Annotated in this window: 22 protein-coding genes; 20 read left to right on the top strand and 2 right to left on the bottom strand. The window is 61.6% G+C overall.

All coding sequences use genetic code 11. The features are described from left to right. The first annotated feature begins 9 nt into the window (after nucleotides 1-9). Nucleotides 10-1,773, top strand: a complete 1,764-nt coding sequence (locus ATE48_RS10145; protein WP_066770940.1) for an AmpG family muropeptide MFS transporter — start codon at nucleotides 10-12, stop codon at nucleotides 1,771-1,773. On the opposite strand, the gene ATE48_RS20310 is transcribed toward ATE48_RS10145, so the two are convergent. After that, on the bottom strand, nucleotides 1,770-4,058 hold the full coding sequence (locus ATE48_RS20310; protein ID WP_066770937.1) for an NADP-dependent malic enzyme: 2,289 nt from the start codon (nucleotides 4,056-4,058) through the stop codon (nucleotides 1,770-1,772). The genes ATE48_RS10145 and ATE48_RS20310 overlap by 4 nt on opposite strands. A gap of 137 nt (nucleotides 4,059-4,195) precedes the next feature. Between ATE48_RS20310 and mutS the strand changes: the two genes are divergently transcribed. Next, on the top strand, nucleotides 4,196-6,820 hold the full coding sequence (gene mutS, locus ATE48_RS10135; protein WP_083197281.1) for a DNA mismatch repair protein MutS: 2,625 nt from the start codon (nucleotides 4,196-4,198) through the stop codon (nucleotides 6,818-6,820). Here the strand turns inward: mutS and ATE48_RS10130 are convergent. After that, nucleotides 6,792-7,139: a hypothetical protein gene (locus ATE48_RS10130; protein ID WP_066770932.1), complete on the bottom strand. Its 348-nt coding sequence runs from the start codon at nucleotides 7,137-7,139 to the stop codon at nucleotides 6,792-6,794. The genes mutS and ATE48_RS10130 overlap by 29 nt on opposite strands. A gap of 153 nt (nucleotides 7,140-7,292) precedes the next feature. Here ATE48_RS10130 and ATE48_RS10125 point away from each other — a divergent pair, with 153 nt between their 5' ends. The 18 genes from ATE48_RS10125 to mdh all read left to right on the top strand — a co-directional run bounded on the left by ATE48_RS10125 (nucleotide 7,293) and on the right by mdh (nucleotide 24,916). Next, entirely contained in the window at nucleotides 7,293-10,109 is a 2,817-nt protein-coding gene (locus tag ATE48_RS10125) for a [protein-PII] uridylyltransferase (RefSeq protein WP_066770930.1), read from the top strand. Between the two features lie 45 nt (nucleotides 10,110-10,154). After that, nucleotides 10,155-11,759, top strand: a complete 1,605-nt coding sequence (gene murJ, locus ATE48_RS10120) for a murein biosynthesis integral membrane protein MurJ (RefSeq protein WP_066770927.1) — start codon at nucleotides 10,155-10,157, stop codon at nucleotides 11,757-11,759. Nucleotides 11,760-11,869: 110 nt separating this feature from the next. Continuing rightward, entirely contained in the window at nucleotides 11,870-12,904 is a 1,035-nt protein-coding gene (gene trpS, locus ATE48_RS10115) for a tryptophan--tRNA ligase (protein WP_066770925.1), read from the top strand. A gap of 33 nt (nucleotides 12,905-12,937) precedes the next feature. Further along, entirely contained in the window at nucleotides 12,938-13,486 is a 549-nt protein-coding gene (locus ATE48_RS10110) for a hypothetical protein (protein ID WP_066770922.1), read from the top strand. A 31-nt stretch (nucleotides 13,487-13,517) separates the two neighbouring features. Continuing rightward, complete coding sequence (locus ATE48_RS20305) at nucleotides 13,518-14,096, top strand: NifU family protein (RefSeq protein ID WP_066770920.1); 579 nt, start codon at nucleotides 13,518-13,520, stop codon at nucleotides 14,094-14,096. A 22-nt stretch (nucleotides 14,097-14,118) separates the two neighbouring features. Beyond that, nucleotides 14,119-14,697, top strand: coding sequence for a tRNA (adenosine(37)-N6)-threonylcarbamoyltransferase complex dimerization subunit type 1 TsaB (gene tsaB / locus ATE48_RS10100; RefSeq protein WP_083197280.1), 579 nt, complete (start codon nucleotides 14,119-14,121; stop codon nucleotides 14,695-14,697). Continuing rightward, nucleotides 14,694-15,146, top strand: a complete 453-nt coding sequence (locus ATE48_RS10095) for a GNAT family N-acetyltransferase (RefSeq protein ID WP_066770918.1) — start codon at nucleotides 14,694-14,696, stop codon at nucleotides 15,144-15,146. Before tsaB ends, ATE48_RS10095 begins: the two co-directional genes overlap by 4 nt. A 45-nt stretch (nucleotides 15,147-15,191) precedes the next feature. Next, nucleotides 15,192-15,620: a Fur family transcriptional regulator gene (locus ATE48_RS10090; RefSeq protein WP_066770916.1), complete on the top strand. Its 429-nt coding sequence runs from the start codon at nucleotides 15,192-15,194 to the stop codon at nucleotides 15,618-15,620. Between the two features lies 1 nt (nucleotide 15,621). Next, a complete protein-coding gene (miaB, locus tag ATE48_RS10085) occupies nucleotides 15,622-16,962 on the top strand; it encodes a tRNA (N6-isopentenyl adenosine(37)-C2)-methylthiotransferase MiaB (protein ID WP_066770913.1) in 1,341 nt (446 codons plus the stop codon). Further along, a complete protein-coding gene (locus tag ATE48_RS10080; RefSeq protein WP_066770910.1) occupies nucleotides 16,959-17,957 on the top strand; it encodes a PhoH family protein in 999 nt (332 codons plus the stop codon). The genes miaB and ATE48_RS10080 overlap by 4 nt, the downstream gene beginning before the upstream one ends. After that, the gene (gene ybeY / locus ATE48_RS10075; protein WP_228126575.1) at nucleotides 17,950-18,396 is read left to right on the top strand and encodes an rRNA maturation RNase YbeY; all 447 of its coding nucleotides are present in this window, start codon (nucleotides 17,950-17,952) and stop codon (nucleotides 18,394-18,396) included. Before ATE48_RS10080 ends, ybeY begins: the two co-directional genes overlap by 8 nt. 32 nt (nucleotides 18,397-18,428) lie before the next feature. Then, on the top strand, nucleotides 18,429-19,382 hold the full coding sequence (locus ATE48_RS10070; protein WP_066770899.1) for a hemolysin family protein: 954 nt from the start codon (nucleotides 18,429-18,431) through the stop codon (nucleotides 19,380-19,382). Between the two features lie 64 nt (nucleotides 19,383-19,446). Further along, on the top strand, nucleotides 19,447-21,078 hold the full coding sequence (lnt, locus tag ATE48_RS10065; RefSeq protein ID WP_083197278.1) for an apolipoprotein N-acyltransferase: 1,632 nt from the start codon (nucleotides 19,447-19,449) through the stop codon (nucleotides 21,076-21,078). Next, entirely contained in the window at nucleotides 21,075-21,479 is a 405-nt protein-coding gene (locus ATE48_RS10060; protein WP_066770898.1) for a helix-turn-helix domain-containing protein, read from the top strand. Before lnt ends, ATE48_RS10060 begins: the two co-directional genes overlap by 4 nt. 87 nt (nucleotides 21,480-21,566) lie before the next feature. Next, entirely contained in the window at nucleotides 21,567-22,787 is a 1,221-nt protein-coding gene (gene metK, locus ATE48_RS10055; protein WP_066774841.1) for a methionine adenosyltransferase, read from the top strand. Between the two features lie 10 nt (nucleotides 22,788-22,797). After that, nucleotides 22,798-23,469, top strand: a complete 672-nt coding sequence (locus ATE48_RS10050; RefSeq protein ID WP_066770896.1) for a class I SAM-dependent methyltransferase — start codon at nucleotides 22,798-22,800, stop codon at nucleotides 23,467-23,469. Beyond that, entirely contained in the window at nucleotides 23,466-23,876 is a 411-nt protein-coding gene (locus ATE48_RS10045; RefSeq protein ID WP_066770894.1) for a hypothetical protein, read from the top strand. The genes ATE48_RS10050 and ATE48_RS10045 overlap by 4 nt, the downstream gene beginning before the upstream one ends. 77 nt (nucleotides 23,877-23,953) lie before the next feature. Continuing rightward, nucleotides 23,954-24,916 (top strand): malate dehydrogenase, encoded by a 963-nt coding sequence (mdh, locus tag ATE48_RS10040; protein ID WP_066770891.1) that lies wholly within the window; start codon nucleotides 23,954-23,956, stop codon nucleotides 24,914-24,916. Nucleotides 24,917-24,930: the final 14 nt, after the last annotated feature.

Here is a 24,930-nt window from a genome sequence, read left to right as displayed (position 1 = left end):
GAGCCCGTAATGTCAGATACCCCAGCCGCGTCAACGAAGCGCTCAACGTGGGATGCGATCGCCGTCTTCTTTGAGAAGCGCAGCATCATCATGCTGATGCTCGGCTTTTCCGCCGGCCTGCCGAATTTGCTTCTCTATGACACGATGTCCGCTTGGATGCGCCAAGCGAAGCTGCCGCTCGATGTCATCACGCTCTTCAGCATGGTGACGATCATGTACGCGGTGAAGTTCCTTTGGGCGCCGATCGTTGACCGCGTGAAGATCCCGGTGCTGCACCAGCTTCTCGGCAAGCGCCGCGCATGGATGCTGTTGGCGCAAGCGGGCGTTATTTTTGGAATTTGGATGATTGCGGCGAGTATGCCCGCGGTCTCGGCAGCCGTTGCCGGCGGCGTCGAAGGCGCGGTGCAGCCTGATCCCGATATGAACTTGATCGCCATGGTCGCTGTGTTCGCGACAATGACAGCGCTCTTCGGTGCAACGCAGGACATCGCCATCGACGCATGGCGGATCGAAGTTGCTGCCGTTGAGCGGCAGGGCGTTATGGCGGCTGTGTACCAGTGGGGTTATCGCCTCGCAGTCGTGGTCTCGGGCGCGGCGCCGCTTCTGCTCGCGTCACGAATTGGCTGGACGGCGTCCTATTCCGCCATGGCGATTGTGATGGGCATCGGCGTGCTCGGCGTGCTGTTTGCACCGCGTGAGCAAAGCGTCGAACCGAAACCATTCCCGCCGCAGACGACGCCTGCGTGGATGGAAGCGTTGGAGTGGGCGGCGCGCATCGTGCTCGTGATCTTCGGCGCATGCTTCATGGGCGCGGGCCTTTCTGGCAAGGCCGAGCCGCTAACTTTCATGTTCCCCTGGATCGGCATGGAAGGCGCTATGGCTGGTTTCGCTGAATGGTGGACCGGAAAGCCGTGGGGTGCGGTGTGGCAAGTGTTCGGTGTCGCGATCGGCCTCGGCATTGTCGGTTTTGCGACCTATCCGATGTTCAAATCGCGACCAAGTGCGTACTTTGCCGGCACTTTGAAGGAGCCGCTTGAGGACTTCTTCAAGCGCCACGGCAGTACCGGCATGCTCATCCTGGCGATGATCTGCGTCTATCGCATCGCCGATTTCGTGCTGAATTTGATGACGGCGTTTTACGTCGATGTAGGCTTTTCGCTCGATGAAATTGCGGGCGCGCGCAAATTATTCGGCGTGATCATGTCGGTTATTGGCGTCGGCCTCGGCGGCTGGATGGTGGCCCGCTTCGGCTTGATGCGATCGCTGTTGGTCGGCGCAATCGTGCAACCGTTGTCGAATATCGCTTTTAGCGGACTCATCTTCACAGGCCCTTGGCTGCCTGGGCTTTATGCGTGCATTGCGATCGACAACATATCGGCGGGCATCGCAGGCACTGCACTCATTGCCTACATGTCGAGCCTCACGAGCCGTGGCTTCACGGCGACCCAATACGCGCTGTTTTCATCGCTCTACGCTTTGCCGGGAAAAATTCTGGCGGCTGTGTCTGGGCGTATCGTCGAGAGCGGGACGGCTGCTGCGGCGGCAGGCGAGAGCAACGGATTGCGGAGCTGGTTCGCACACATAGCGCCGGATTCATTCGCGCACGCGGCGGAGGAATATAGCCGTCCGGCGGAAGCCTTTGCCGTCGGCTACATGACCTTCTTCATCTATTCGGGCGTGATTGGCGTCTTTGCACTGATCTTTGCGCTAGCGGTCATGCGCAAGCAGCCGCCAGCTACGGACGAAACCGCCGACAAGCCTGCGCCAGCTTAGGCCTTCGCCTCGCTTTTGGCTTCAGCGACTTGGAACGCTGCAAGCGTTGCATAAGAGACGATATCCGACACCGTGCCGCCAAGCGGCGCGATTTGAATCGGCTTTGAAAGGCCGGTCAGCACCGGGCCGATGACGGTCGCGCCGCCAGCGGAGGTGAGGAGGCTGGTTGCGATCGACGCTGAGTGCAGCGCGGGCATCACGAGCACGTTCGCAGGCTCCGATAGTCGCGAGAACGGATAAAGCTCGCGCATGTCCGGGTTAAGCGCGACGTCGACATTCATCTCGCCTTCGTATTCGAAATCGATCTCCTCCCGACGATCGAGAATCGAGACGGCATCGCGGATCTTTTCCGAGCGCTCCATCTTCGGATTGCCGAAGGTTGAGTGCGAGATCAGCGCGACGCGTGGCGTGACCCCGAATTGGCGCGCCATCGCCGCTGATTGCAGCACGATCTGTGCAAGCTCCGGAGAATCCGGGAATTCCGCAACCGCGGTGTCGCTGATGAACAGCGTACGCCCCTTCATTAGGACCACGGACATGCCCATCGTGCGCTCGCGGGGCGCTGGATCGATTACTTTCAGCACGTCGTCGAGAGCGGTGGCGTAGTTCCGCGTGACGCCGGTGACCATGCCGTCGGCGTGGCCCATGGCCACCATGCACGCGCCGAACACATTACGATCAAGGTTCACGAGCCGCTGCGCGTCGCGATGGAGGAAGCCGAAGCGCTGTAGCCGCTTATAGAGGAACTCAGCGTAGAGGCCGTTGTGCTCCGAGAGCCGGGCGTTGACGATGTTGAGCTGCGCCGTATCCGGCACGCCGACATGCGCCATGTTGGTTTTGACCGTCTCCTCGCGGCCAATGAGTACGGCGCGCCCGAGGCCCAGCTCTTGGAACGCGTACGCTGCGCGAATGACAGACGGCTCTTCGCCTTCAGCGAAAACGATGCACGCCGGTTTGCGGCGCACGACGGTTTGGACGCGCTGCATCATCGCCGCTGTTGGATCGAGGCGCTGTGCCAGGCTGTGCTTGTAGGCCTGCATGTCTTCGATGGGCCGGCGCGCGACGCCGCTATCCATGGCCGCCTGCGCCACGAATGGAGGAATTTCCGAAATCAGACGCGGATCGAATGGGGCAGGGATGATATAGTCGGGGCCGAACTTCGGGCGGCGACCGTGATAGGCGGCGGCGACTTCGTCCGGCACGTCTTGCTTTGCGAGTTCCGCTAGCGCACGCGCAGCGGCTACCTTCATCGCTTCGTTGATTGTGCGAGCGCGGACGTCGAGTGCGCCGCGGAAGATATAGGGAAAGCCCAGGACATTATTGACTTGGTTTGGGTAGTCGGAGCGGCCGGTGGCGACGATTGCGTCTTTGCGCACTTCATGGACGGCTTCCGGCGTGATCTCCGGATCTGGGTTCGCCATGGCGAAAATGATTGGCTTCTTGGCCATCGACTTCACCATCTCTTGCGTCACCGCCCCGGCGACGGAGAGCCCCATAAAGACGTCCGCACCTTTCATTGCGTCGGCGAGAGTGCGCGCCTTGGTGTCGACAGCGTGCACGGACTTGAACTGATCCATGCCCTTCTCGCGTCCGCGATAGACGACGCCTTCGCGGTCGAGCGCGATCACGTTCTCATGAGGTACGCCGAGCTGCTTGATCAGCGCGATGCACGAGAGCCCGGCGGCGCCCGCGCCGTTCACGACGACCTTTATGTCCTCAAGACTCCGGCCAGTTAGTTCGCACGCATTGAGCAAGCCTGCCGCCGCGATGATCGCTGTGCCGTGCTGGTCGTCGTGGAAAACTGGAATGTCGAGATCGTCGCGCAGGCGGCTCTCGATGATGAAGCATTCGGGGCTCTTGATGTCCTCGAGATTGATGCCGCCGAAAGTCGGTCCGATGTTGCGGACGGTGGTGATGAATTCTTCGACGTCCTGCGTGGTCACTTCGATATCGATCGAGTCAACATCGGCGAAGCGTTTGAAGAGGACGCTCTTGCCTTCCATCACAGGCTTTGAGGCCATGGCGCCCAGATTGCCGAGGCCGAGAATGGCAGTGCCATTAGAGATCACAGCCACCATGTTGCCCTTGGACGTATAGTCGTAGGCCTTGTCCGGATCGTCAGCGATGGCCTTCACAGGAACCGCGACGCCCGGTGAATAAGCCAACGACAGATCGCGCTGAGTCGCCATCGGCTTGGTCGGCGCGATGGAGATCTTCCCTGGCGTCGGCAGGCGGTGGAAATCCAGCGCCTCTTGGTCGGTGAAGGTCTTCTTGTTGTCGGCCATGGGTCGTCAGATTGTCCGGAAATTGTGGGCGCACCCTAGCTTTGGACCTCAGCGCGTCAATGGAAGTCCGCGCCGCACTTCGCTAAAGGAGGCTCGTGGCTGATTCCTCTCACCCGGCGCCAAAAGTGACGCCATTCATGGCGCAGTATCTCGCCGCCAAAGCTGAGCATCCCGATGCGCTGCTCTTCTTTCGCATGGGCGATTTCTACGAGTTGTTCTTTGAGGATGCGGAGAAGGCTTCCGCCGCCGTCGGCATAACGCTGACCAAGCGCGGCCAGCATGGCGGCGAACCGATCCCGATGGCGGGCGTGCCGTGGCATCAGGCGGAGAATTATCTTTCGAAGCTGATCCGGGCTGGTCACAAGGTTGCGGTGTGCGAGCAGCTGGAAGATCCCGCGGAAGCCAAAAAGCGCGGTGGCAAGTCGATCGTGCAACGCGGTGTTGTGCGCGTGGTCACGCCAGGAACGCTGACGGAAGAGGGGCTGCTCGACGCGCGTGCGGCAAATCGGTTGGCGGCAATCGCGTTCAACAGTGATGGCGCGGCCATTGCCTGGGCGGATGTGTCGACCGGCGCATTCGAAACGCGCGCGCTAAAGCACAATGAAGCTGAAGAAGAGATCGCGGCGCTCTCACCGGCTGAACTTCTGGTCACTGACGCGGACGTACAGCATGTAAATGAAGCTGCTCGGATCACCGGCGCTGTGCTTACTGTTCGGCCGGCTGTTAAGGCCGATGCGAAGTCCGCTGCTCGGCGCATCAAGGCTGCGTTCGAAGTCGCGGCGTTGGATGCGTTTGGAGACTTCACCAACGTCGAGCTATCGGCGATGGGGCTGTTGCTGGATTATATTGAGCTGACGCAGGCTGGCGCCGCGCCGCGTTTGATGCCGCCGCGCCGCAATTCCGAGCGCGCCTTCATGGCGATCGATGCTGCAACGCGGGCGGCGTTGGAGATTGAACGCTCGGTGCGCGGGGGCCGGGAAGGGTCACTACTCGCCTGTGTCGATCGCACCGTGACGTCCGCCGGCGGGCGCATGCTCGCGGAGCGTATGTCGCGGCCGCTGACGGATGTCGCCGCTATCAACGCGCGCCACGACGCGGTGCAGTTTTTTCTGGACAGCCGCGGTCGGCGGGAGGGCGTGCGCCAAGAATTGCGCGCTGCGGGGGATCTCGCGCGCGCGCTCACGCGTCTGGCGCTTGGTCGTGGCGGCCCGCGCGATTTGGCCAGCCTGCGCGACGGTTTGAGCGCGGGCGATCGCGTTTCAGCGCGGTGTCTTGGTGTGACGGACGCAGCGCCAGCGGAAATAGGGCGCGCCTGCGCCGCGCTGTCTCTGAGCGCGCATGCTGAAAGTGCAGCGCTTGCGCAGACGCTGAGCCGGGCTTTGGCGCCGGATTTGCCGTTGTTGGCGCGTGACGGCGGCTTCATAGCCGCGGGATATGACGCGGCGTTGGATGAAACGCGTGCGCTACGGGATGACAGCCGCAAAGTGATCGCGGCGTTGCAAGCCAGCTACGCGGAAGAGACCGGCATTGCTGGTCTTAAGTTGAAGCACAATAATGTGCTCGGTTATCATATCGACGCAACGAGTAAGCAGGCTGAAGCGCTGATGGCGCCGCCGCTCAATGCGCGTTTTATTCATCGGCAAACCAATGCCGGTTCGATGCGCTTCACAACGACGGAGCTTGCGGAGCTGGACGCAAAGATTTCGCGTGCGGGTGAAGCGGCTCTGGCCCGTGAACTGGTGCTGTTCAAAGACTTTGCAGCGCGCGCTGCTGTGCTCGAGGCGCCGATCCGCGCGGCTGCTGAGGCGCTTGCTGCGCTCGATGTTGCCGCCGGGTCGGCGGAATGGGCCGAAGAAACAGACGCAACGCGTCCTGAGATCGATGAGACATCGGCGCTTTTAGCCGAGGGTGCGCGCCACCCTGTCGTGGAAGAGGGCGTTCGCCGCGATGGCAACGGCTTTACGCCGAACGATGCGCGTCTCGATGCTGAAGGTCGCTCCGGCCCCCGGCTTATGGTCGTGACCGGCCCCAACATGGCGGGCAAGAGCACGTATCTGAGGCAGATTGCTTTGCTGGCGGTGCTCGCCCAAGCCGGCGCTTATGTGCCGGCGCGCAAATTGAGGCTTGGCATTGTCGATCGCGTCTTTGCTCGCGTCGGCGCTTCCGATGATTTGGCGCGCGGGCGTTCGACGTTCATGACAGAGATGGTCGAGACTGCGGCCATCCTCAATCAGGCAGGTTCACGCGCGTTGGTGGTGCTCGATGAAATCGGTCGCGGCACGGCGACCTTTGACGGTCTCGCCATCGCATGGGCTGTCGCTGAACACCTGCATGAGGCCAACAAGTGCCGTGCGGTGTTCGCAACGCACTACCATGAGCTCACGCGCTTGGCTGATAAGCTCGAAGGCGGGGCGAATGCGCATCTGCGCGCCAAGGAATGGAAAGGCGATCTTGTGTTCCTGCACGAAGTCGCCCCCGGGCCGGCCGATCGCTCCTACGGTATCCAGGTGGCGAAGCTCGCGGGATTGCCTAAGAGCGCGGTTGAGCGCGCGCGCGCCGTTCTGCAGAAGCTTGAAGCGAGCGGTGGTTCCGCGCGGGTCGAAATCGTCGATGAACTGCCGCTGTTTGCGCAGGTGATGCAAGAGCATGCGCCGTCAGCGCTGGAAGCTGCGCTGAACGACATCAATCCGGATCACTTGTCGCCGAAAGAAGCCTTAGAGCTTCTCTACAAGCTTAAGGCTGCTGCTCAGCAGGATCTCTGAGCGGGGACTCGCGGCCATCAACACGTTGACGCGCTTGTTCCACGGCCATGCCGCGCGAGACAGCTTCCGATGCTAGCGGCAGCGAAGAATCCATCGCCACGAACATCATGTAGGCGCCGAGAATGCCGCCGAGGATGAGACCGGTCACGCCCCAGAGCGAAGCGGCGAACCAATAGGCCGAAGAGCGCTCGCTCTTGATGCGTTGCGCGAACAGCTTCTGATCCATGATCGCTTCGAGGTTCGCGCGAGCGGGGTGATCATGCACTTGATGATCCTCATCAACCGGGTTGAGGCGGATGGTCTTGCCGCTTTTACGCATTCGAGGGCTCTCCCAGGAAACAATCGTTCCCATTACACTTGTGGCTGTGCCCGCGAAATGAGGCAAGGTTTCGACGTGTTCATAACGAAGAAGTCAGACATGAAAGCTCGAAACAGTGGCGCCCACGCCCCAGAATGACGAAATAGCAATCCTATGGTCGCCTCCCGGCTGAAACCCGCCCGCATCGAGCATGTCGTCGATGGCATCCGGCTGCGTGCGCAACTCAGCGCCGCCTATGCTGCCGAGGGCGAAAACGCGCGGAGTGCGGTCCGCAGCCTTTTGCATGGCGCATTGTTTCGGGGCCGGATGGTCGCGAAAGAGCGATTGGAGGCCGGCGAGAACGGTCTCGCTGTGGCCCGGCTGCTGGCGCAAGTCGCGGACGAGGTGGTCGCTGCACTCTATGACTACACCACGACGCACATATTCCGGGCGCGCAACCCTACCGCAGGGGAGCGGTTCGCGATCATCGCCGTCGGCGGCTACGGCCGCGGGGAGCTCGCCCCTTCGTCTGACCTCGATCTGCTTTTTTTGCGCGCCTACAAGCAGACGGCCTTCGATGAGAGCGTGACGGAGTACATGCTCTACATGCTCTGGGACATGGGCCTCAAAGTCGGCCATTCCTCGCGCAACATCGATGAGTGTCTGAAGCTCGCGCGCGAAGACCACACCATTCAAACAGCATTGCTCGAGGGGCGCCGCATCGCTGGCGATGACTCGCTCGCGCAGGAACTCTTCGGACGGTTTCGCAAGGAGGTTGCGGACCGCGACCATGCAGGGTTCATCACGGCGAAGCTTACCGAGCGCGACGAGCGTCACGCGCGCGCCGGGGCCTCGCGCTACATGGTCGAACCGAACATCAAGGAGGGGAAGGGCGGCCTACGCGATCTACACACGCTCTTCTGGCTCGCGCGCCGCCGCTATGGCTTCTCGCAGATGCGCGAATACGTCGATGCGGGCGTGTTCACAAACGAGGAGCGGAACGCGTTTCGGCGCGCGCTCGAATTTCTTTGGACCGTGCGCTGTCATTTGCACTTCATCACCGGTCGCGCTGAAGAACGGCTGACGTTCGATTTGCAACCTGAGTTAGCGAAGCGTCTGGGCTATGGCGGGCGAGCAAACCAGAGCGGCGTCGAGCGCTTCATGAAGCGCTACTTCCTGGTGGCGAAGGAAGTTGGCGCGCTCACCCGCACATTGTGCGCCAGACTTGAGGCCGATCAGGCCAAGCAAAGCCCAAAGGGTCTGCAACGCTTTTTGAGTTCAGGGCGCAAACGCAGCGCGCCCGTCGAAGCCGGCTTCTTCGTTGACGCTGGGCGCCTGAATATCGAGAGCGAAGACATTCTCGATACTCCGGCAAATGCACTTCGGCTGTTCTCGATCGCCGAAAAGCTGGACCTCGATATTCATCCAGACGCCTTCGGGCTTGTGTCGCGCCGTGTCCGCGCCTTTAGCCCGGCTTGGCGTAAGCAGCCGGAGGCCCGCGCCGCGTTTCTAGAGGTCGCCACATCGGCGCGTCACCCGGGCGCCGCGCTGCGGTTGATGAATGAAGCGGGCGTGCTTGGAAAGTTCGTGCCGGAGTTCGGTCGCATCGTCGCACAGATGCAGTTCAACATGTATCACCACTATACGGTGGACGAGCACACGTTGCGCGCGATCGACGCCATGTCCGAGATTGAGCGCGGGCGGCATACGGATCAGCACCCGCTCGCGAGTGAGATTTTCCCAAAGATTATCAATCGGCGGGCGCTTTATCTCGCAATGCTGTTGCACGATACCGGCAAAGGCGATGGCGACCAGCAGATCGAGGGCGAAAAATCAGCCCGTGGCGCGTGTGAGCGACTGGGGCTGCCGCAGGAAGAAGTCGATCTCGTAGGCTGGCTTGTCGGCAACCACCTTGTCATGAGTGATGTGGCGCAGAAGCGTGACATCGGCGATCCGCGCACGGTGGCGCAGTTCTCGAAGGTAGTTGGCAACGTCGAGCGCTTGCGCTTGCTTCTGGTCTTGACGGTCGCGGATATTCGCGCCGTTGGGAACGTCTGGAACGATTGGAAAGGCCAGCTTCTCCGCGATCTTTATCGTTTGACCGAAGCAGCGCTGCACGGAGGCCGCTCCGACGAAGAGGGCGTACGCGCGCATCTCGCTGAGATTGCGCACGGCGCGAAGGAGCAATTGTTGAAGGACATTGGCGGTGCTCGCGCCGATGTCTTGCAAGCTTGGCTCGACGCGCTCGACGATGGCTATTGGCTCAATCACGATGCTGACGCGTTGAAGTGGCACGCACTTGAGGTCATGCGCGCGCGCACAGAGCGGGCCATTCCGCACGTGGCCGCACGCATTCGCGAGGCGCAGGGGGTCACTGAAGTGTTGGTCTATGCAGGCGACCGCGCAGGGCTCTTCGCGAGCCTCGCATCCGCGATCTCGGCCAGCGGTGCGGATATTGTCGGCGCACGTGTACACACTTCAAAGGATGGCGCGGCTTTTGACGTCTTCTCGATTCAGACGACTGGGCATAAGCCGTTCGGCTTCAATGATCCGCGTGCGCTGGACGCGCTGACCAGCAGGCTGACGAACGCCGCACTGGCCGACCACGCCGCGCCGCCCCCCGCGCCGCCGTCGCGCCGCAACGCCGCGTTTGCTATCGAGCCGTGGGTGCGGATCGACAACGATATCACGCCCCACGCCACCGTGATCGAGGCGTCAGGACGCGACCGGCTCGGGCTGTTGGCTGACTTGGCGCACGTCTGTGTGGAGGCCAAAGTGTCGGTGGTGAGCGCTCACATCGATACGTATGGCGAACGAGCTTCCGACGTCTTCTACGTCCAGGAGGAAGATGGCGGACAAATCTCGAATCCGCGCCGCATTGCTTCAGTTCGCGGTAAATTGGAGGCTGTTCTCCGCGCCGCCGAACCTGCCGCACCAGCGGATCCCGCAAAGGCGCCGCTCGCTGTAGGCCGCGCCTCGACGGCGCGTTAGCGGCGCGCTAGGCCGGTCGCGTCATAGCGTGAGTCGACCACCCAGATGAGCCTTGCCCGCAACACCGCCGTTATCGGCGGCTTGACCCTGATCTCACGTCTTTTTGGTTTTGCGCGGGACTTGGCGCTTGCTGCTGCGCTCGGCGCGGGGCCTGTAGCCGACGCCTTTTTTGCGGCGCTGCGTTTTCCAAACCTCTTCCGCCGATTGTTCGCGGAAGGTGCGTTCAGCCAAGCCTTCATCCCAGTCTATTCAAAGACACTCGCCGCGGAAGGCGAGGAGGCGGCAAACCGCATGGCGTCGGAAGCGCTGTCGGTCCTGTTGCTGATGACGGGCGTGCTGAGCGCCATCGCCATTGCCGGTATGAGCTGGATCAACCGCGCATTGTTCGCCGGCTATTCGGGCGACCCGCACACGTTCCAACTCGCGACTCTGCTGACGCAGCTTTCGATGCCGTATCTCGTCGCCATGTCGGCGGCGACGTTGTTCTCAGGCGTGCTCAACGCGCATGGTCGCTTTTTTGCCGCTGCGGCTGCGCCGATCCTCTTCAATTTGTGTCAGCTCACGGCGCTTTGGTTGGTGCATGATAATCCCGAATACTCGGCGGTCGCAGCAATCAGTGCTGTTTCCATCTCTGGCGTATTGCAGGCGCTTTGGGTGTGGTGGGGCGCCGTGCGTTCGGGAACCAAGCTTGGGTTTCCGTTTCCGCGCCTTACGTCCGGTGTGAAGCGACTTTTCATACTCGCCGCGCCTGCCGCCGTCGCGGGCGGCGCGCTTCAGATCAACGTCATGATCAGCCAAGCGCTTGCGTCGTTCGAGCGGGGCGCGATCACTTACCTGAATGTCGCGGATCGTCTCTATCAATTGCCGCTTGGTTTGATCGGCATTGCGGTCGGCGTTGCGATGTTGCCGCGCCTCTCACGCCTTGTGCAGGAGGGTGACGAGTTCGGCGCCCGTGGCGCGCTCGATGAAGCCGTCGCGCTCTCAATGGCGTTCACGCTCCCTGCCGCCGCCGCGATGCTAGCAATTCCGTTCTATTTGATCGACGGTCTCTACTCACGCGGCGCCTTCAACGCTGCGGACGCGCATAACGCGGCGCTTGCGCTCATTCATTATGGCTGGGGCGTGCCGGCTTTTGTGTTGGCGAAAATCTATGCGCCGGCTTTCTTCGCGCGCGAGGATACGAAGGCGCCGATGCGTTACGCCATCACCTCGATGGTGATCAACATTGCCCTTGGCGCGGCGCTCTTCTTCGGCTTGCGTGCGATGGGTTTGCCCGGCTTCCAGGGACTCGCGATCGCAACCTCAACCGCTGCTTGGGCGAATGCTCTGCTCATGATCCGCTCGCTGATGGCGCGTGGTGCGTACGCTCCGACGCCGGCGGCGTTCGGCCGTTTGTTGCGGATCGTCTTGGCGTCGGCCATCCTTTTTGCGGTGATGTGGTTCGGCAACGCCAACCGCGAGACGTTGGAGACCGTGCTTGGATCGAAAGAAGCCGCGATCGCGCTCCTGATCCTAGGCGGCGGCACGTTCTATTTCGTTGTCGCTTTCGTGGTGCGCGCGGTAACCATTTCGGAGGTCCGCTCCGCCTTTAAGCGTGAACGCGGACCCGCAGGCGGGGGAGGCGGCTTGCCGCCGGGCTTGGACGGCTGATAGAAGCGCGCCTCATGGACACGAGAATGAACACTTGGCGATGGCGGGCCTGACCTGACGCCATTCTTGGCGCGCAGCAGCGCGCCGGTTCTCATGTTCTGGAGTTTCCTATGACCAACGCCCCGCAGCCCGAATATAAGGGCCCGAAACGCGTATTCTCAGGCATGCAGCCGACCAACGGCCTGCATCTCGGCAATTACCTTGGTGCGCTGCAGAAGTTCGTGCGCCTGCAGGATCAATACGAGTGCATCTATTGCGTCGTCGATCTGCACGCGATCACGACAGGTCCTGATCCGGAAAATCTTGCGAGCCGTTGCCGCGAAGTTGCGGCGGCGTATGTCGCCGCTGGCGTCGATCCCAAGCGCTCGACGATCTTCGTGCAATCGGCCGTGCGTGAGCACACCGAGTTGGCGTGGATTTTCAATTGCGTCGCCCGCATGGGTTGGGTCGAGCGCATGACGCAGTTCAAAGACAAGGCCGGCAAGGATGCGCAGCGATCATCCGTTGGGCTTTTCGACTATCCCGTCCTCCAAGCGGCTGACATTCTGCTTTATAAGGCGACGCACGTTCCGGTAGGCGAAGATCAAAAGCAGCATCTCGAACTTTCGCGCGACATCGCGCAGAAGTTCAACAACGATCACGATGCCCCGAACTTCTTCCCGTTGCCCGAGCCTCTGATCCAGGGGCCAGGCGCGCGGATTATGAGTTTGCGCGACGGCACGAAGAAGATGTCGAAGTCCGATCCATCGGACATGACGCGCATCAACCTCACCGACGACGCCGATGCGATCATGTCGAAGATCAAAAAAGCAACGACCGATCCGCTGCCGGTGCCGGAAAGCAAGGAAGGCCTTGCGGACCGGGCTGAGGTCGAAAACCTCGTTGGCATCTTCGCGGCGGTTACCGAACGCAGCGTCGACGACGTGCTTGGCGAATTTGGCGGCAAGGGCTTTGGCGTCTTCAAGCCGGCGCTGGCGGAAACATTGGCCGCAAAACTGAGCCCGATCGCTGCGGAGATGCGCCGTTTGACTGCCGACACGGCGACCCTCGACGCCATTTTGAAAGAAGGGGCGGACAAGGCTCGTGCGGTTGCTACGCCGATCATGGCGGAAGTTCGAGACGTTGTGGGCCTCTGGCGCGCTTGATGCGCGTCAGCGTTTGAGCGACCATCGTCCGACATGACGAAAGATCTGCAAGCCTTCAGCTGCCTGGTCATCGCCGACGAGAGCGAAGAGTTCCCGGACGCGCTGATCTATGCCGGCTTGCTGTGCCGCTACACCGGTTGGCGTTTGCTCATGCTGCGTGTCATTGAGCCATCGGATCCGGCGCCATGGGCGTCGATTACCGAAGAGATGCATCTTCAGGCGCGTGATGCGGCCGAGTCGCTTACGCAGCGCTTCGCGGCTGAAGCCTGGGCGGAATGCGGCGTCACGGCGGAGCCGATTTTACGCGACGGCGACCTGAAGCCGGAATTGCGCAAGCTTTTGCAGGAAGAGACCTCGATCAAGCTTGTGGTGCTGGCCGCCGCATCGCCGCCAAGCGGACCGGGGCCGCTGGTCACCCAATTGGGAAAGAGCGGCGGGCTGTCTCCTCGGCCTGTGCCAGTGGTCGTGGTGCCCGGAGCGCTGTCGCGTGATGAGATCCGCGCTGTCGCCCTGCCAATGGCTGCGGCGGTTTCGATCGAGAGTGCGGAAGAGCCTCCCGCGCCGCAGCCGCCGCCCGCTTGACCCATTCGGGCTAAAGGCCCACCTGACGGTCATGTTCATTCAGACGGAATCCACGCCGAACCCGCGCACGCTCAAGTTTTTGCCGGGCCGTGACGTCCTGGGGCAGGGCAGTCGCGAATATGGGGACGCCGACGCGGCGCTAGGCGCTCCGCTGGCGACGGCGCTCTTTAATGTTGACGGGGTCGAACGCGTCTATCTGGGCGGGGACTTCATCACCATCACCAAGAGCGAAGAGATCGAGTGGCCGCACCTGAAGCCGCATGTCCTGGCGGCGATCATGGATCACTTCACGTCGGGCCGGCCGGTGCTGGGTGAGGGCGCCGCGCCCTCTGACGAAACCGATGAAGCCGATGTCGTCTATGAGGGCGACGCCGCCGGGATTGTGAAAGAGCTCAAGGAGATCATCGACGCGCGCGTGCGCCCCGCTGTGGCCCGCGACGGCGGCGACATTACCTTCCATTCCTGGGACCACGACCAAGGCATCGTTCGCCTCAATATGCGAGGCGCGTGCGCTGGCTGCCCGTCTTCCACTCTCACACTGAAGCAGGGCATCGAAAATATGCTTCGCCACTACGTGCCAGAGGTGAACGCGGTCGAGCAGGTGGTGTGAGCCGGAGCGTGCGCAAATCCGCATGATCGTGCTTGGCATCGATACAAGCCTCGACGCGTGCTCCGTCGCGATCGTTCGAGACGGTGCGGTGTTGACGCACCTTCAAGAGCAGATGACGCGCGGCCAAGCCGAACGGCTGGCGCCAATGGTGAGGGAAGCCGCGCAACGGGCTGGTGTAGTGTTCGCGGATTTGGATCGGATCGCGGTGACTACCGGTCCTGGATCGTTCACAGGCGTTCGCGTTGGTCTCTCGTTTGCGCGCGCGTTGGCGCTGGCAGTGGGCAAACCATGCCTGGGCGTTTCAACGCTTGAGGCTTTGGCGCTTGAGGATGGCGAGGACGGCGCGCGCGCCGGCTTGGTCGAAACCCCGGGCGCCTCATACTTCGCACGCTACGAAAATGGCGCGCCGACGGTTGCGCCGTGCAACATCGAGCGCGGTGATCATGTCGTGCAATTGCACGGAGCTGCGCTTAGAGGACCGGGCGTTGCAGTGAACGCCGCCGCCTTGGCGTTGCGGGCGGCGCATCTCGATCCGGTGCGCTATCCGCCCGACCCGACTTATCTTCGCGCTCCTCATGTTACGCTGCCGGCCAAGCCATGATTGAAGCAGCGCCGGCCTCGGCGAGCGAACTGCTCGCGTCTCTTCATGCTCGCGCATTCCTGAAGCCATGGAGCGCTAGCGAGATTGAAAAGCTGATGGAGAACCAGGCCGTGTTTGCGCTGTTGCATGGCAATGGCGCCGAGGCCAACGGTTTTGTGATGGCGTGGGCCGCGGCTGGCGATTCCGAGTTGCTCACGGTGGCCGTCGTACCCGAAGCGCGGCGCAAGGGTGTCGGCGCGGCGCTCGTGACGTCGGCGGGCGTGGCCGCCCTCGTGCGCGGCGCTTTCTCGATGCATCTGGAGGTCGCAGAGACCAATGATGGTGCGCGCTCTCTCTACAAGAAGCTCGGCTATGAGGAGGCTGGACGCCGCCACGCCTATTATGCGGGCGAGGGCGGTTCGGTTGACGCCATCGTAATGCGCCGTGCTTTGCCGCGCCCAGTTGTCTAGTCCGCGAGGTGGACATTGCCCTGCCGGAGGGGGTATTTGAGCGCCATGGACCGCATCGAAAAACTATGTGTCGAGAAAGGTATGCGCATGACCGAACAGCGCCGCGTGATCGCGCGCGTCGTCTCGGCCAGTCATGATCACCCGGATGTTGAGGAGCTGCATCGCCGCGCCGCCGCCGTCGATTCCGGCATCTCGATCGCCACCGTCTACCGTACCGTCCGCTTGTTCGAAGATAGCGGCATTCTTGAGCGCCATGACTTCCGCGATGGCCGCTCGCGCTACGAAGAAGTGCCTGACCAGCATCACGACCACCTGATCGACATGAAGTCCGGCAAGGTCATCGAATTCGTCGACGAAGAGATCGAGCGTCTCCAGCAGGAGATCGCACGCCGGCTAGGGTATCGACTCGTCGATCACCGGCTTGAGCTTTACGGCATCCCGCTCGACGACAAGGTAAAGGCGGGCAAGAAGTAGAATGTCCGAGCCACGCGCGCCGAAGCGTCTCTTTATCGAGACGTACGGTTGCCAGATGAACGTCTACGATTCCGAGCGCATGCGCGACGTGCTGGGCCCGCTTGGCTATACGGTCGCCGAGAAGCCGGATGACGCGGACCTCGTCATCTTGAACACCTGCCATATTCGCGAGAAGGCGACCGAGAAGGTCTATTCCGAGATCGGCCGCCTGCGTGCGCACAAGGAGCGCCGCGCCGCCGAAGGCAAGGGCATGACGATCACAATTGCCGGATGCGTTGCTCAGGCGGAAGGTGAGGAGATCATTCGCCGGGCCCCTGAGGTCGATCTCGTTGTCGGCCCGCAGGCCTATCACAAATTGCCGGAACTGATCGCTCGCGTGGCGCGCAAGTCTGGCGAGCAGCTTGCGACCGACTTCACGGCGCAGGAAAAGTTCGACCGTCTGCCGGCGCGCGCACCGGACGGCGTCACCGCTTTTCTCTCTATCCAGGAAGGTTGCGATAAATTCTGCACGTTCTGCGTTGTACCCTATACGCGCGGCGCTGAGTTTTCGCGTCCGATCGCGGATGTCTTGGCTGAAGCGCGCGCATTGGCAGATAAGGGCGTTCGTGAAATCACGCTGCTTGGTCAGAACGTGAACGCCTATCACGGCGGCGCAGCGTTTACCGATCTGCTCTCTGCGCTCGCTGAAATCGATACTATCGCGCGCATTCGCTACATGACTTCGCATCCGATCGAGACGACCGACGAACTCATCGCAATGCACGGTAGTGAGGTCAAATTGATGCCGTATCTGCACCTGCCGGTGCAGTCGGGCTCAGATCGCATCCTAAAGGCAATGAACCGAAAGCATGACGGCGCCTTCTATCGCGACATCATCTCGCGGGTGCGGGCGGTGCGGCCGGATATCGCGCTGTCGACGGACTTCATCGTTGGCTTCCCAGGCGAGACCGAGAAGGAGTTCGAGGCGACGATGCAGCTTGTGAACGATTTGCACTTCGCGGCGGCGTTCTCGTTTAAGTACTCATCGCGTCCCGGCACGCCAGCCGCAGCGATGGTAGGGCAGGTGAGCGAGGACGACAAAAGCCGCCGACTTGCCGTTTTGCAGAAGCGGCTCTTCGAGCAACAGACGCAATTCAACGCGAGCCAAGTTGGCCGCACGCTGTCGGTTCTTGTGACTGGGACTGGGCGGCGGTCGGGCCAAAAGCACGGGCGTTCGCCTTATCTGCAGTCCGTGCATTTCGATGATGCGCGTGCACGGAACGGCGATATCGTCGAGGTGCACGTTACCGGCTCATCGCAGAACTCGCTGAGCGGTGAAGTATCTTCCTTGGTTCGCGCATGAGTGAAACTCGCACAATCGCACTTGGACACGTTGCGCAAGCAGTCTTCGGGCCGCTGCATCGCCATGTTGCGCAAGTTCAAGAAGCCTTCCGCGATCCAAGCGCGCCGCGGGGAACGCCAGCTTATCGGCTGAAATTCGATGCTCAGGGCGATAAGATCATAGTCAGCGCCGGCCCCGGCGCGAGCGAGGCTGATTTCGTGCGCGCGCAGCGCATCATCGAAACCCTCATCGAGCAGGCGCGTCGCAAGGGCCGTGTACGCGAAGGCGAAGTTTTGGCGGCGATAGCCTTCTCGGAAGGTGCGAACGCAGAGTCTTCCGGCCCTATGCCATTGCCACAACTTGGCGGCTTGACGCTCCGCACGCCGCGCCAAGTGCATTATGTCGAAGCGCTGCGCGACGAGAACATCGATCTCATTTTTGGTGTCGGCCCGGCCGGTACCGGCAAGACCTTTCTCGCTGTGGCCGCTGCCGTCGAAGCGCTCAAGCAAGAGCGGGTCGACAAGATCATTGTCACGCGACCCGCCGTCGAAGCAGGCGAAAAGCTTGGCTATCTGCCGGGAGATTTGGCAGAGAAGGTCGATCCATATCTGCAGCCTATCTGGGATGCGTTCCGCAGCCAGATGAGCGAAACCGACCTCAAAGCGCGCCGTGAGCGCCGGCAAATCGAAGTTGCGCCGCTTGCGTTCATGCGCGGCCGAACGCTGTCGAATGCGTTCGTCATCGTCGATGAAGCGCAGAACGCAACCGTGCTGCAAATGAAGATGACATTGACCCGCCTCGGCGAAGGCTCACGCATGGTTGTAACTGGCGATCCTTCGCAAATCGATTTGTTGCGTCCCGATCAATCTGGTTTGGCGCATGCGATCTCGATTTTGGAAGAGGTGCCGGGCGTCGAGGTCATACGGTTCGCGACCCAAGACGTCGTCCGTCACAGGCTCGTCGCACATATAGTCGAAGCGTATCACCGCGATGAAGGAGCGCGTGGCGGTGGCTGAACTCGAAGTTGATATCCTGGCGAACTCGCAACTTTGGCGCGGGCACGAGGGCCTGTTGTCGAGGGCGCTGGCTGCGGCCGCCGAGGTAGAGGGAAAATTCGGAACCGTTTCATTGCTGTTGGGTGACGACGCTTCTGTGGCGGAGCTCAATCAGCAATTTCGAGGCAAGAGCGGGCCAACGAACGTGTTGTCGTTCCCGCCCGCTGCTGGCTCAGCGGAGCCAGGTTTCCTGGGCGATATCGCGCTCGCGGCGGAAACCATTGTCGAGCAAGCGAATTTTCAAGGTAAACGGTTCGAAATTCATGCCGCCCACTTAGTGGTGCACGGATTTTTGCACCTGATAGGCTATGATCACGAAAATCCGGCCGACGCCGATGTTATGGAAACGCGAGAGCGCGTGATCCTTGCATCGCTTGGGATAGAAGATCCTTACGCGTAAAGCGCCGCCAAGGGAGTGCGACACACACCATTATGGTTGAGACGACAAACGAAGCTGCCGACCCTCCCTCGCGAAGACGCGCGGGCCTACTTCAACGCTGGACGCGCATTTTCGCGCGCGGGAAGCTAGGGTCCGCTGAGGCAGTCGAAGAGGCGCTCAGAGAGCGCGAAGAGAACGGCAGTCCGATAGAATTGGCGCACAAGGATCTGATCCTACGCGCGGCGCATTTTGATCAACTCAAAGTCGCCGACGTGATGCGCGCGCGCGCAGAAATCGTCGCGATCGAAGCTGGCGCCACCTTGGGCGAGGCCGCGCGCGTGTTCGCCGAAAGTCAGCATTCGCGCTTGCCGATTTATGGCGAAACCCTGGATGACCCGCAGGGCTTTGTGCACGTGCGCGACGTGTTGGCTTTGCTTTCGCCGAACGAGGAGGGGGTTGCGGATGCGCAGTTCGCCGACCGTTCGCTGCCGCGCATCCGCCGTGAAATCCTGTTCGTCCCGCAATCGATGACGCTTGCGCGTCTTTTCCTGCGTATGCAGTCAAGCCGCATCCACTTGGCGCTCGTCGTTGATGAATACGGCGGCACTGACGGTCTGGTCTCGATGGAAGATCTCGTCGAGCAAATCGTTGGTGCAATCGATGACGAACACGACGTCGAGTCCGCTCTGGTGCTTGAACGCCCGAACGGCGCCTTCGAGGCGGACGGTCGCGCGCCGATTGCGGAGCTCGAAGAAAAGCTCGGTAAGTCGCTCGCGCTTCCGGACCACGAAGATGAATTTGACACTGCGGCCGGTCTCGCCGTGGCGTTGGCGGCGCGTTTGCCGCAGCGCGGTGAAATTTTGCGTCACCCGACCGGCTTCGACGTTGAAATCGTCGATGCCGATCCGCGCCGTGTGAAACGCATCAGGATCAAACCCGCAACCGAAGCATCAGCTAAGGTTCAGACGGTGGCGCCGAAGGAAAACGCGACGCATCGCAGCGCGTGAGTGTTGACCAGAGCCCCTGATCGCGCTCCAACGCCGGACTCGCGCTGGACAGGGGAGTTTCCGTTTGAACGCTGAGGCAGCAAGCGCCGCGCAGTCGCGCGTCCAAACATGGTTTTGCGCGCGTTCGCCTTGGCAGCGGCGCGGTATCGCAACCGCTGCGGGCGCGCTCGCAACTTTAGGGCACGCGCCGCTTCAACTGACGCTGCTGTTCGTGGCGGCCATCGTTGTTTTGGTCTGGCTGCTGGATGTTTCGGCGCAAAAAGAGCGTCGTTTACGCTCGGCTTTCAGTATGGGCTGGTTCTTCGGGCTCGGCCATTTCACCACCGGGCTCTATTGGGTCGCGGCTGCCTTCAACGTCGACAGCGATGCGTGGGGGCCGATCTGGGGCATCCCGGCAACGCTCGCTTTGGCGAGCGGTCTTGCCTTGTTCTTTGGCGTCGGCGCGCTCCTCGCGGTGCTGCTATGGACGAACGACGTTCGGCGCGTTGCGGCGCTGGCGCTCGGCTTGTTCGTTTCGGAATGGCTGCGTGGTCATATCTTGACTGGCTTTCCGTGGCTGTTGGCGGCGTACGTCTGGACGCCCGGCGAGCCGATTTCGCAGCTGGCGTCTTTGATCGGCTCTTACGGCTTAACTCTGCTTACGCTGTTGATCGCCGCGACGCCGGCGACGTTGGCTGATGGTGACCAAAGTTCAGGCCGGCGCTTTGCGCCGATGTTGGTCGCGGCGCTTGCTGTCGGCATGGCGTGGGGATGGGGCGCTCAGCACATCGCAGGCGCGCCTGCCCAACCGCCCGGTGCTGAGCCGATCGTTCGCGTCGCGGATTCGGGGCTCGGCCAGGCCGAGAAATGGGAAAACCGACCCGATCAAGAATGGCGTGTGCTCGATCGGTATCTCGATGTCACCGGCGACCCAAACGACGACAATGCGGACTCGATCGTCATCTGGCCGGAAGGCGCCATACCGGTCGTGAACTTCTTCATGCTGGAGAACCCGGACTTCATGGCCGCACTCGGTCGTGGCTTGGGTGATCGCGTTCTGGTTACCGGCCTCACGCGCCGTGAAGGCCGCGCGGATGGCGTAGCGTACTTCAACTCCGCCGCCGTGATCGACGGCGTGAACGGCGAAGCTCGCATCAGCCAATTCTATAACAAGAACCATCTGGTGCCGTTCGGCGAGTACATCCCGTTTTGGTCGCTGGTCAGCAACTTCAACATCGCGCCGCTGCAACGCATTGGCTCTGGCTTTGAAGCGGGCCCCTCGCCGACCCGGCTCGTCATTCCCGGCGCGCCGCCGGCTGTGGTGCTGATCTGCTACGAGGCAATCTTCCCCGGCATGGCTCCGCGCGGCGAAGGCCGGCCCGGCTGGATCGTGATGGTCACCAACGACGCGTGGTTCGGGGGCGGCTCAGGTCCGTACCAGCACTATGCGATGGCCCGATATCGGGCGATCGAGGAGGGGCTTCCGGTCGCCCGGGCGGCCTCTGGCGGCATCTCCGCAATCGTCGATTCTTATGGCCGTCAGGTTGCCGCAACCAATGCGCGAGTGCTGTATGCGGAGGCGCAACTCCCCCCTGCGCTTCAAGAGACCCCATACGCGCAGTGGGGTAGTATAGTGCTCGCGCTTTTGTTTGCAGTTATCGCCGCGTTCCGGTTCATTCCCTCCGGACGTCGTGGACCGGGAGGGTCCCGAAAATGAATGATGAGCGCGCAGCCAACGCGATCGACAAGAAAGTCGGTCAGAGGGTGCGGTCTAGACGCCTGGAAATCGGTATGAGCCAGGAACGGCTCGCCGAAATACTTGGGGTCACCTTTCAGCAGGTCCAAAAGTACGAGAAGGGCGTCAATCGGATCGCGGTTAGTCGCTTGTTTGACATCGCGAATGCTCTGGACATGACGCCTGGCCGCTTTTTCGAGGGGCTGACTGCTGCCGTTCCCGGGGGCGCTGAAAACCGCACGGAATATGTGGCTGATGCCCTGGCGACCCCCGAGGGGGCTCAGCTCATGGCGCTGTTCGCGACGATCAAGAGCCAGAAGGTCCGTCGCCGTGTGGTCGATCTGGTCCGTACGCTTGCCGAGGACGAAGCCAAGGACAGCTAAACGCCCGCGACGATTGTGAAATTGCCTCTAGGGCCGGTTCTCCTTATGAGAGCCGCTTCGTTTTTACCGTTTTGGCCGGAGAAGCCCGTGGCCCGCAGCAACTACGTGTTCACAAGCGAGAGCGTCTCTGAGGGCCACCCCGATAAAGTCGCGGACCGCATCTCGGACACCGTGGTTGACGCATTTATCGCGGCCGATCCTGAAGCTCGCGTCGCCTGCGAGACTATGGTTACGACCAATCGCATTATCCTCGCGGGCGAAGTCCGCGCTGGAAAGCCGGGTAACGACAAAGCCGCCAACAAGGCTTTCACCAAAGAGATCATCGCTTCCCTGCAACCGAAGGTCCGCGCTGCGGTGAAGGACATTGGTTACGAGCAGAAGGGTTTCCACTGGGAGAAGGCTAAGTATGCCTGCTACCTGCACGGGCAATCCGCGCACATCGCTCAAGGCGTCGATTCTTCTGCCAAGAAGGACGAGGGCGCCGGCGACCAGGGCATCATGTTCGGCTACGCGTGCAATGAAACGCCCGAGCAAATGCCGGCGACGCTGCAATACTCGCACAACATCCTGAAGCGCCTCGCGGAAGTGCGCCACTCGGGCGAGCGTCCGGAACTCGAGCCGGATGCGAAGAGCCAAGTCACGCTGCGCTACGAAAACGGCAAGCCCGTTGAAGTCGTCGCTATTGTTGTCAGCCACCAGCACGCGAAGAAGCTTGGTGACAAGAATTACAGTCAAGCGCGCTTCGCCGAGATCGTGAAGCCGATCGCGGCTTCGGTTTTCCCGGCAGGTCTCATCACCAAGAAAACTAAGTGGCACATTAACCCGACCGGCAAGTTCGAAATCGGCGGTCCGGACGGCGATAGTGGTCTCACCGGCCGCAAGATCATCGTCGACACGTACGGTGGCGCAGCTCCGCACGGCGGCGGCGCGTTTTCAGGCAAGGATCCGACGAAAGTCGACCGCTCGGCAGCTTACGCTTGCCGGTACCTTGCAAAGAACGTGGTCGCCGCGGGCCTCGCCGATCGCTGCACGATCCAAATCAGTTACGCCATCGGTGTTGCCGTGCCGACGAGCTTCTATGTCGACCTCCACGGCGCCGACACTATCGATCCTGCCATCCTGGAAGCGAAATTGCCGGAAATGATTGGCGGCGCGACGCCGCGTTCGATCCGCAACCATTTGAAGCTCAATCGTCCGATTTACGCGCGCACCGCTGCTTACGGCCACTTTGGCCGTCAGCCGGACAATGAAGGTGGCTTCACCTGGGAGCGTGACGATCTGGTGGCCGAGCTGAAGGGGCTCGCCTAAGTTAGGAGGCATGTCCTCTTCACGTGGTCTCACACCCGAAATCATCCGCTATCTCGCGCACGTAAATCCGCCGGAGCACCCGGTGCTCGCGCGTTGTCGCGAAGAAACACAAAAACTGCCGATGGCGCGGATGCAGATCAGCGCCGAACAAGGCGCGTTCATGCAAGTCATGACACGCCTGCTGAATGCAAAGCGCGTGTTTGAGGTCGGTGTCTTTACCGGTTATTCCTCGACCGCAGTCGCTTTGACGATGAAGGACTTGCATCCTGTCGGTGCCAAGCTGCTTGCTTGCGATATCTCCGATGAGTGGACCACCAAGGCGCGCTCTTATTGGCGTGAGGCGCTAGTCGACGACATTATCGAACTGAAGCTCGCGCCCGCGACGGAGACGCTCGACGCACGCATCGCAGCCGGGGAGGCGGGCCAATATGACCTTGGTTTCGTAGACGCCGACAAGACCGGCTACGACGCCTATTACGAGCGTGGCCTCCACCTTCTGCGCAAAGGCGGCGTCATGCTTTTTGACAACGTGCTCTGGTCGGGCCGCGTTGCCGATCCTGCTGACACCTCCGCGGATACTTCGGCGCTTCGCGCGCTTGCGCAGAAGGCCAAAGCCGACGCGCGCGTTCACGCGGCGATGACAAGCATCGGCGACGGCTTGCTCTTCTGCGTGAAGAAGTGACCGCCAATCGCGTCCTCGGCGCGGTGCTGATCGTCGGCGCAACCGTCACGGCGCTTTATTGGTGGAGCTATTTCAACGCCGGTGATGTCATGGCCAGCCATGAGCGCTGGTATGTGGCGTTTGAGGATGCGTTCCCGTTCGCCGATGGGTGGATGGCGCTTTGCATGATGGGCGCCGGCTTGGGTCTCATTCAAAATCGCGCGTGGGGTCCGCCGCTCGGGCTTCTTGCGGGTTCAGCGCTGATCTTCCTCACCGCCATGGACGTAACCTTCAACGTCCAGAACGAGATGTACGCGCTCGCGGGCGACAATGATGCCATGAAGGCCGAAATCGCCATCAATATCGCTACGGGCCTTCTCGGCGCCTGCACGATCGCCGCCTGTTGGCCGCGCCAGCGCGCCGGTTGAACCGCCGCATTGCGCCTCCGGGCGAGCGGGTTTAGAGGGGCGCCTTCTTTTCCCGTTACTTCCCGGAGCAGCCCCACATGGCCCGCGCAAAAATCGCCCTTATCGGTTCTGGCATGATCGGCGGCACGCTCGCCCATATCGCGGCGCGTGAAGAACTGGGCGATGTGATCCTGTTCGACGTTGTCGAAGGCGTCCCGCAAGGCAAGGCGCTCGACATCGCCGAAGCTTCGCCGGTGTTCGGTAAGGACAGCGCGCTGAAGGGCGCGAACGATTATGCCGGCATCGCCGGCGCGGACGTTTGCATCGTCACGGCAGGCGTGCCGCGCAAGCCCGGCATGAGTCGCGATGATCTTCTCGGCATCAATCTCAAAGTCATGAAGGCAGTTGGCGAGGGCATCGCACAGCACGCGCCGAACGCGTTCGTCATCGTCGTCACCAATCCGTTGGATGCAATGGTGTGGGCGCTACGCCAATTCTCGAAGCTCCCGCACAACAAAGTCGTCGGCATGGCCGGCGTCTTGGATAGCGCGCGCTTCCGCTACTTCCTCGCCGAAGAGTTCAAGGTTTCAGTGGAAGACGTCTCGGCCTTCGTGCTCGGCGGTCACGGCGACACCATGGTGCCGCTGGTGCGCTACTCCACCGTCGCCGGCATTCCGCTGCCGGACTTGGTCAAGATGGGTTGGACCAGCCAAGAAAAGCTCGACCAGATCGTGCAACGCACGCGCGATGGCGGCGCCGAAATCGTTGGCCTGCTGAAGACCGGCTCTGCCTTCTACGCGCCGGCCGAAAGCGCGATTCAGATGGCGAAGAGCTATCTGCGCGATAAGAAGCGCGTGCTCCCATGCGCCGCCAACCTCAACGGCCAATATGGCTTGAACGACATGTATGTCGGCGTGCCGTGCATCATCGGAGCGGGCGGCGTTGAGAAAGTCATCGAAATCGAACTCAGCGCCAACGAACGCGCCATGTTCGATCACTCGGTGAATGCCGTGAAGGGCCTGGTCGACGCTTGCAAAGGCATTGATCCGTCGGTCGGCTAACGGGCCATCACAAT

It is taken from the genome of Candidatus Viadribacter manganicus, from assembly GCF_001679665.1.
GTDB lineage: Bacteria > Pseudomonadota > Alphaproteobacteria > Caulobacterales > Aquidulcibacteraceae > Vitreimonas > Vitreimonas manganica.
Note: the sequence above shows the minus strand (reverse complement) of the source record. Positions and strands in the feature narration are given on the sequence as shown.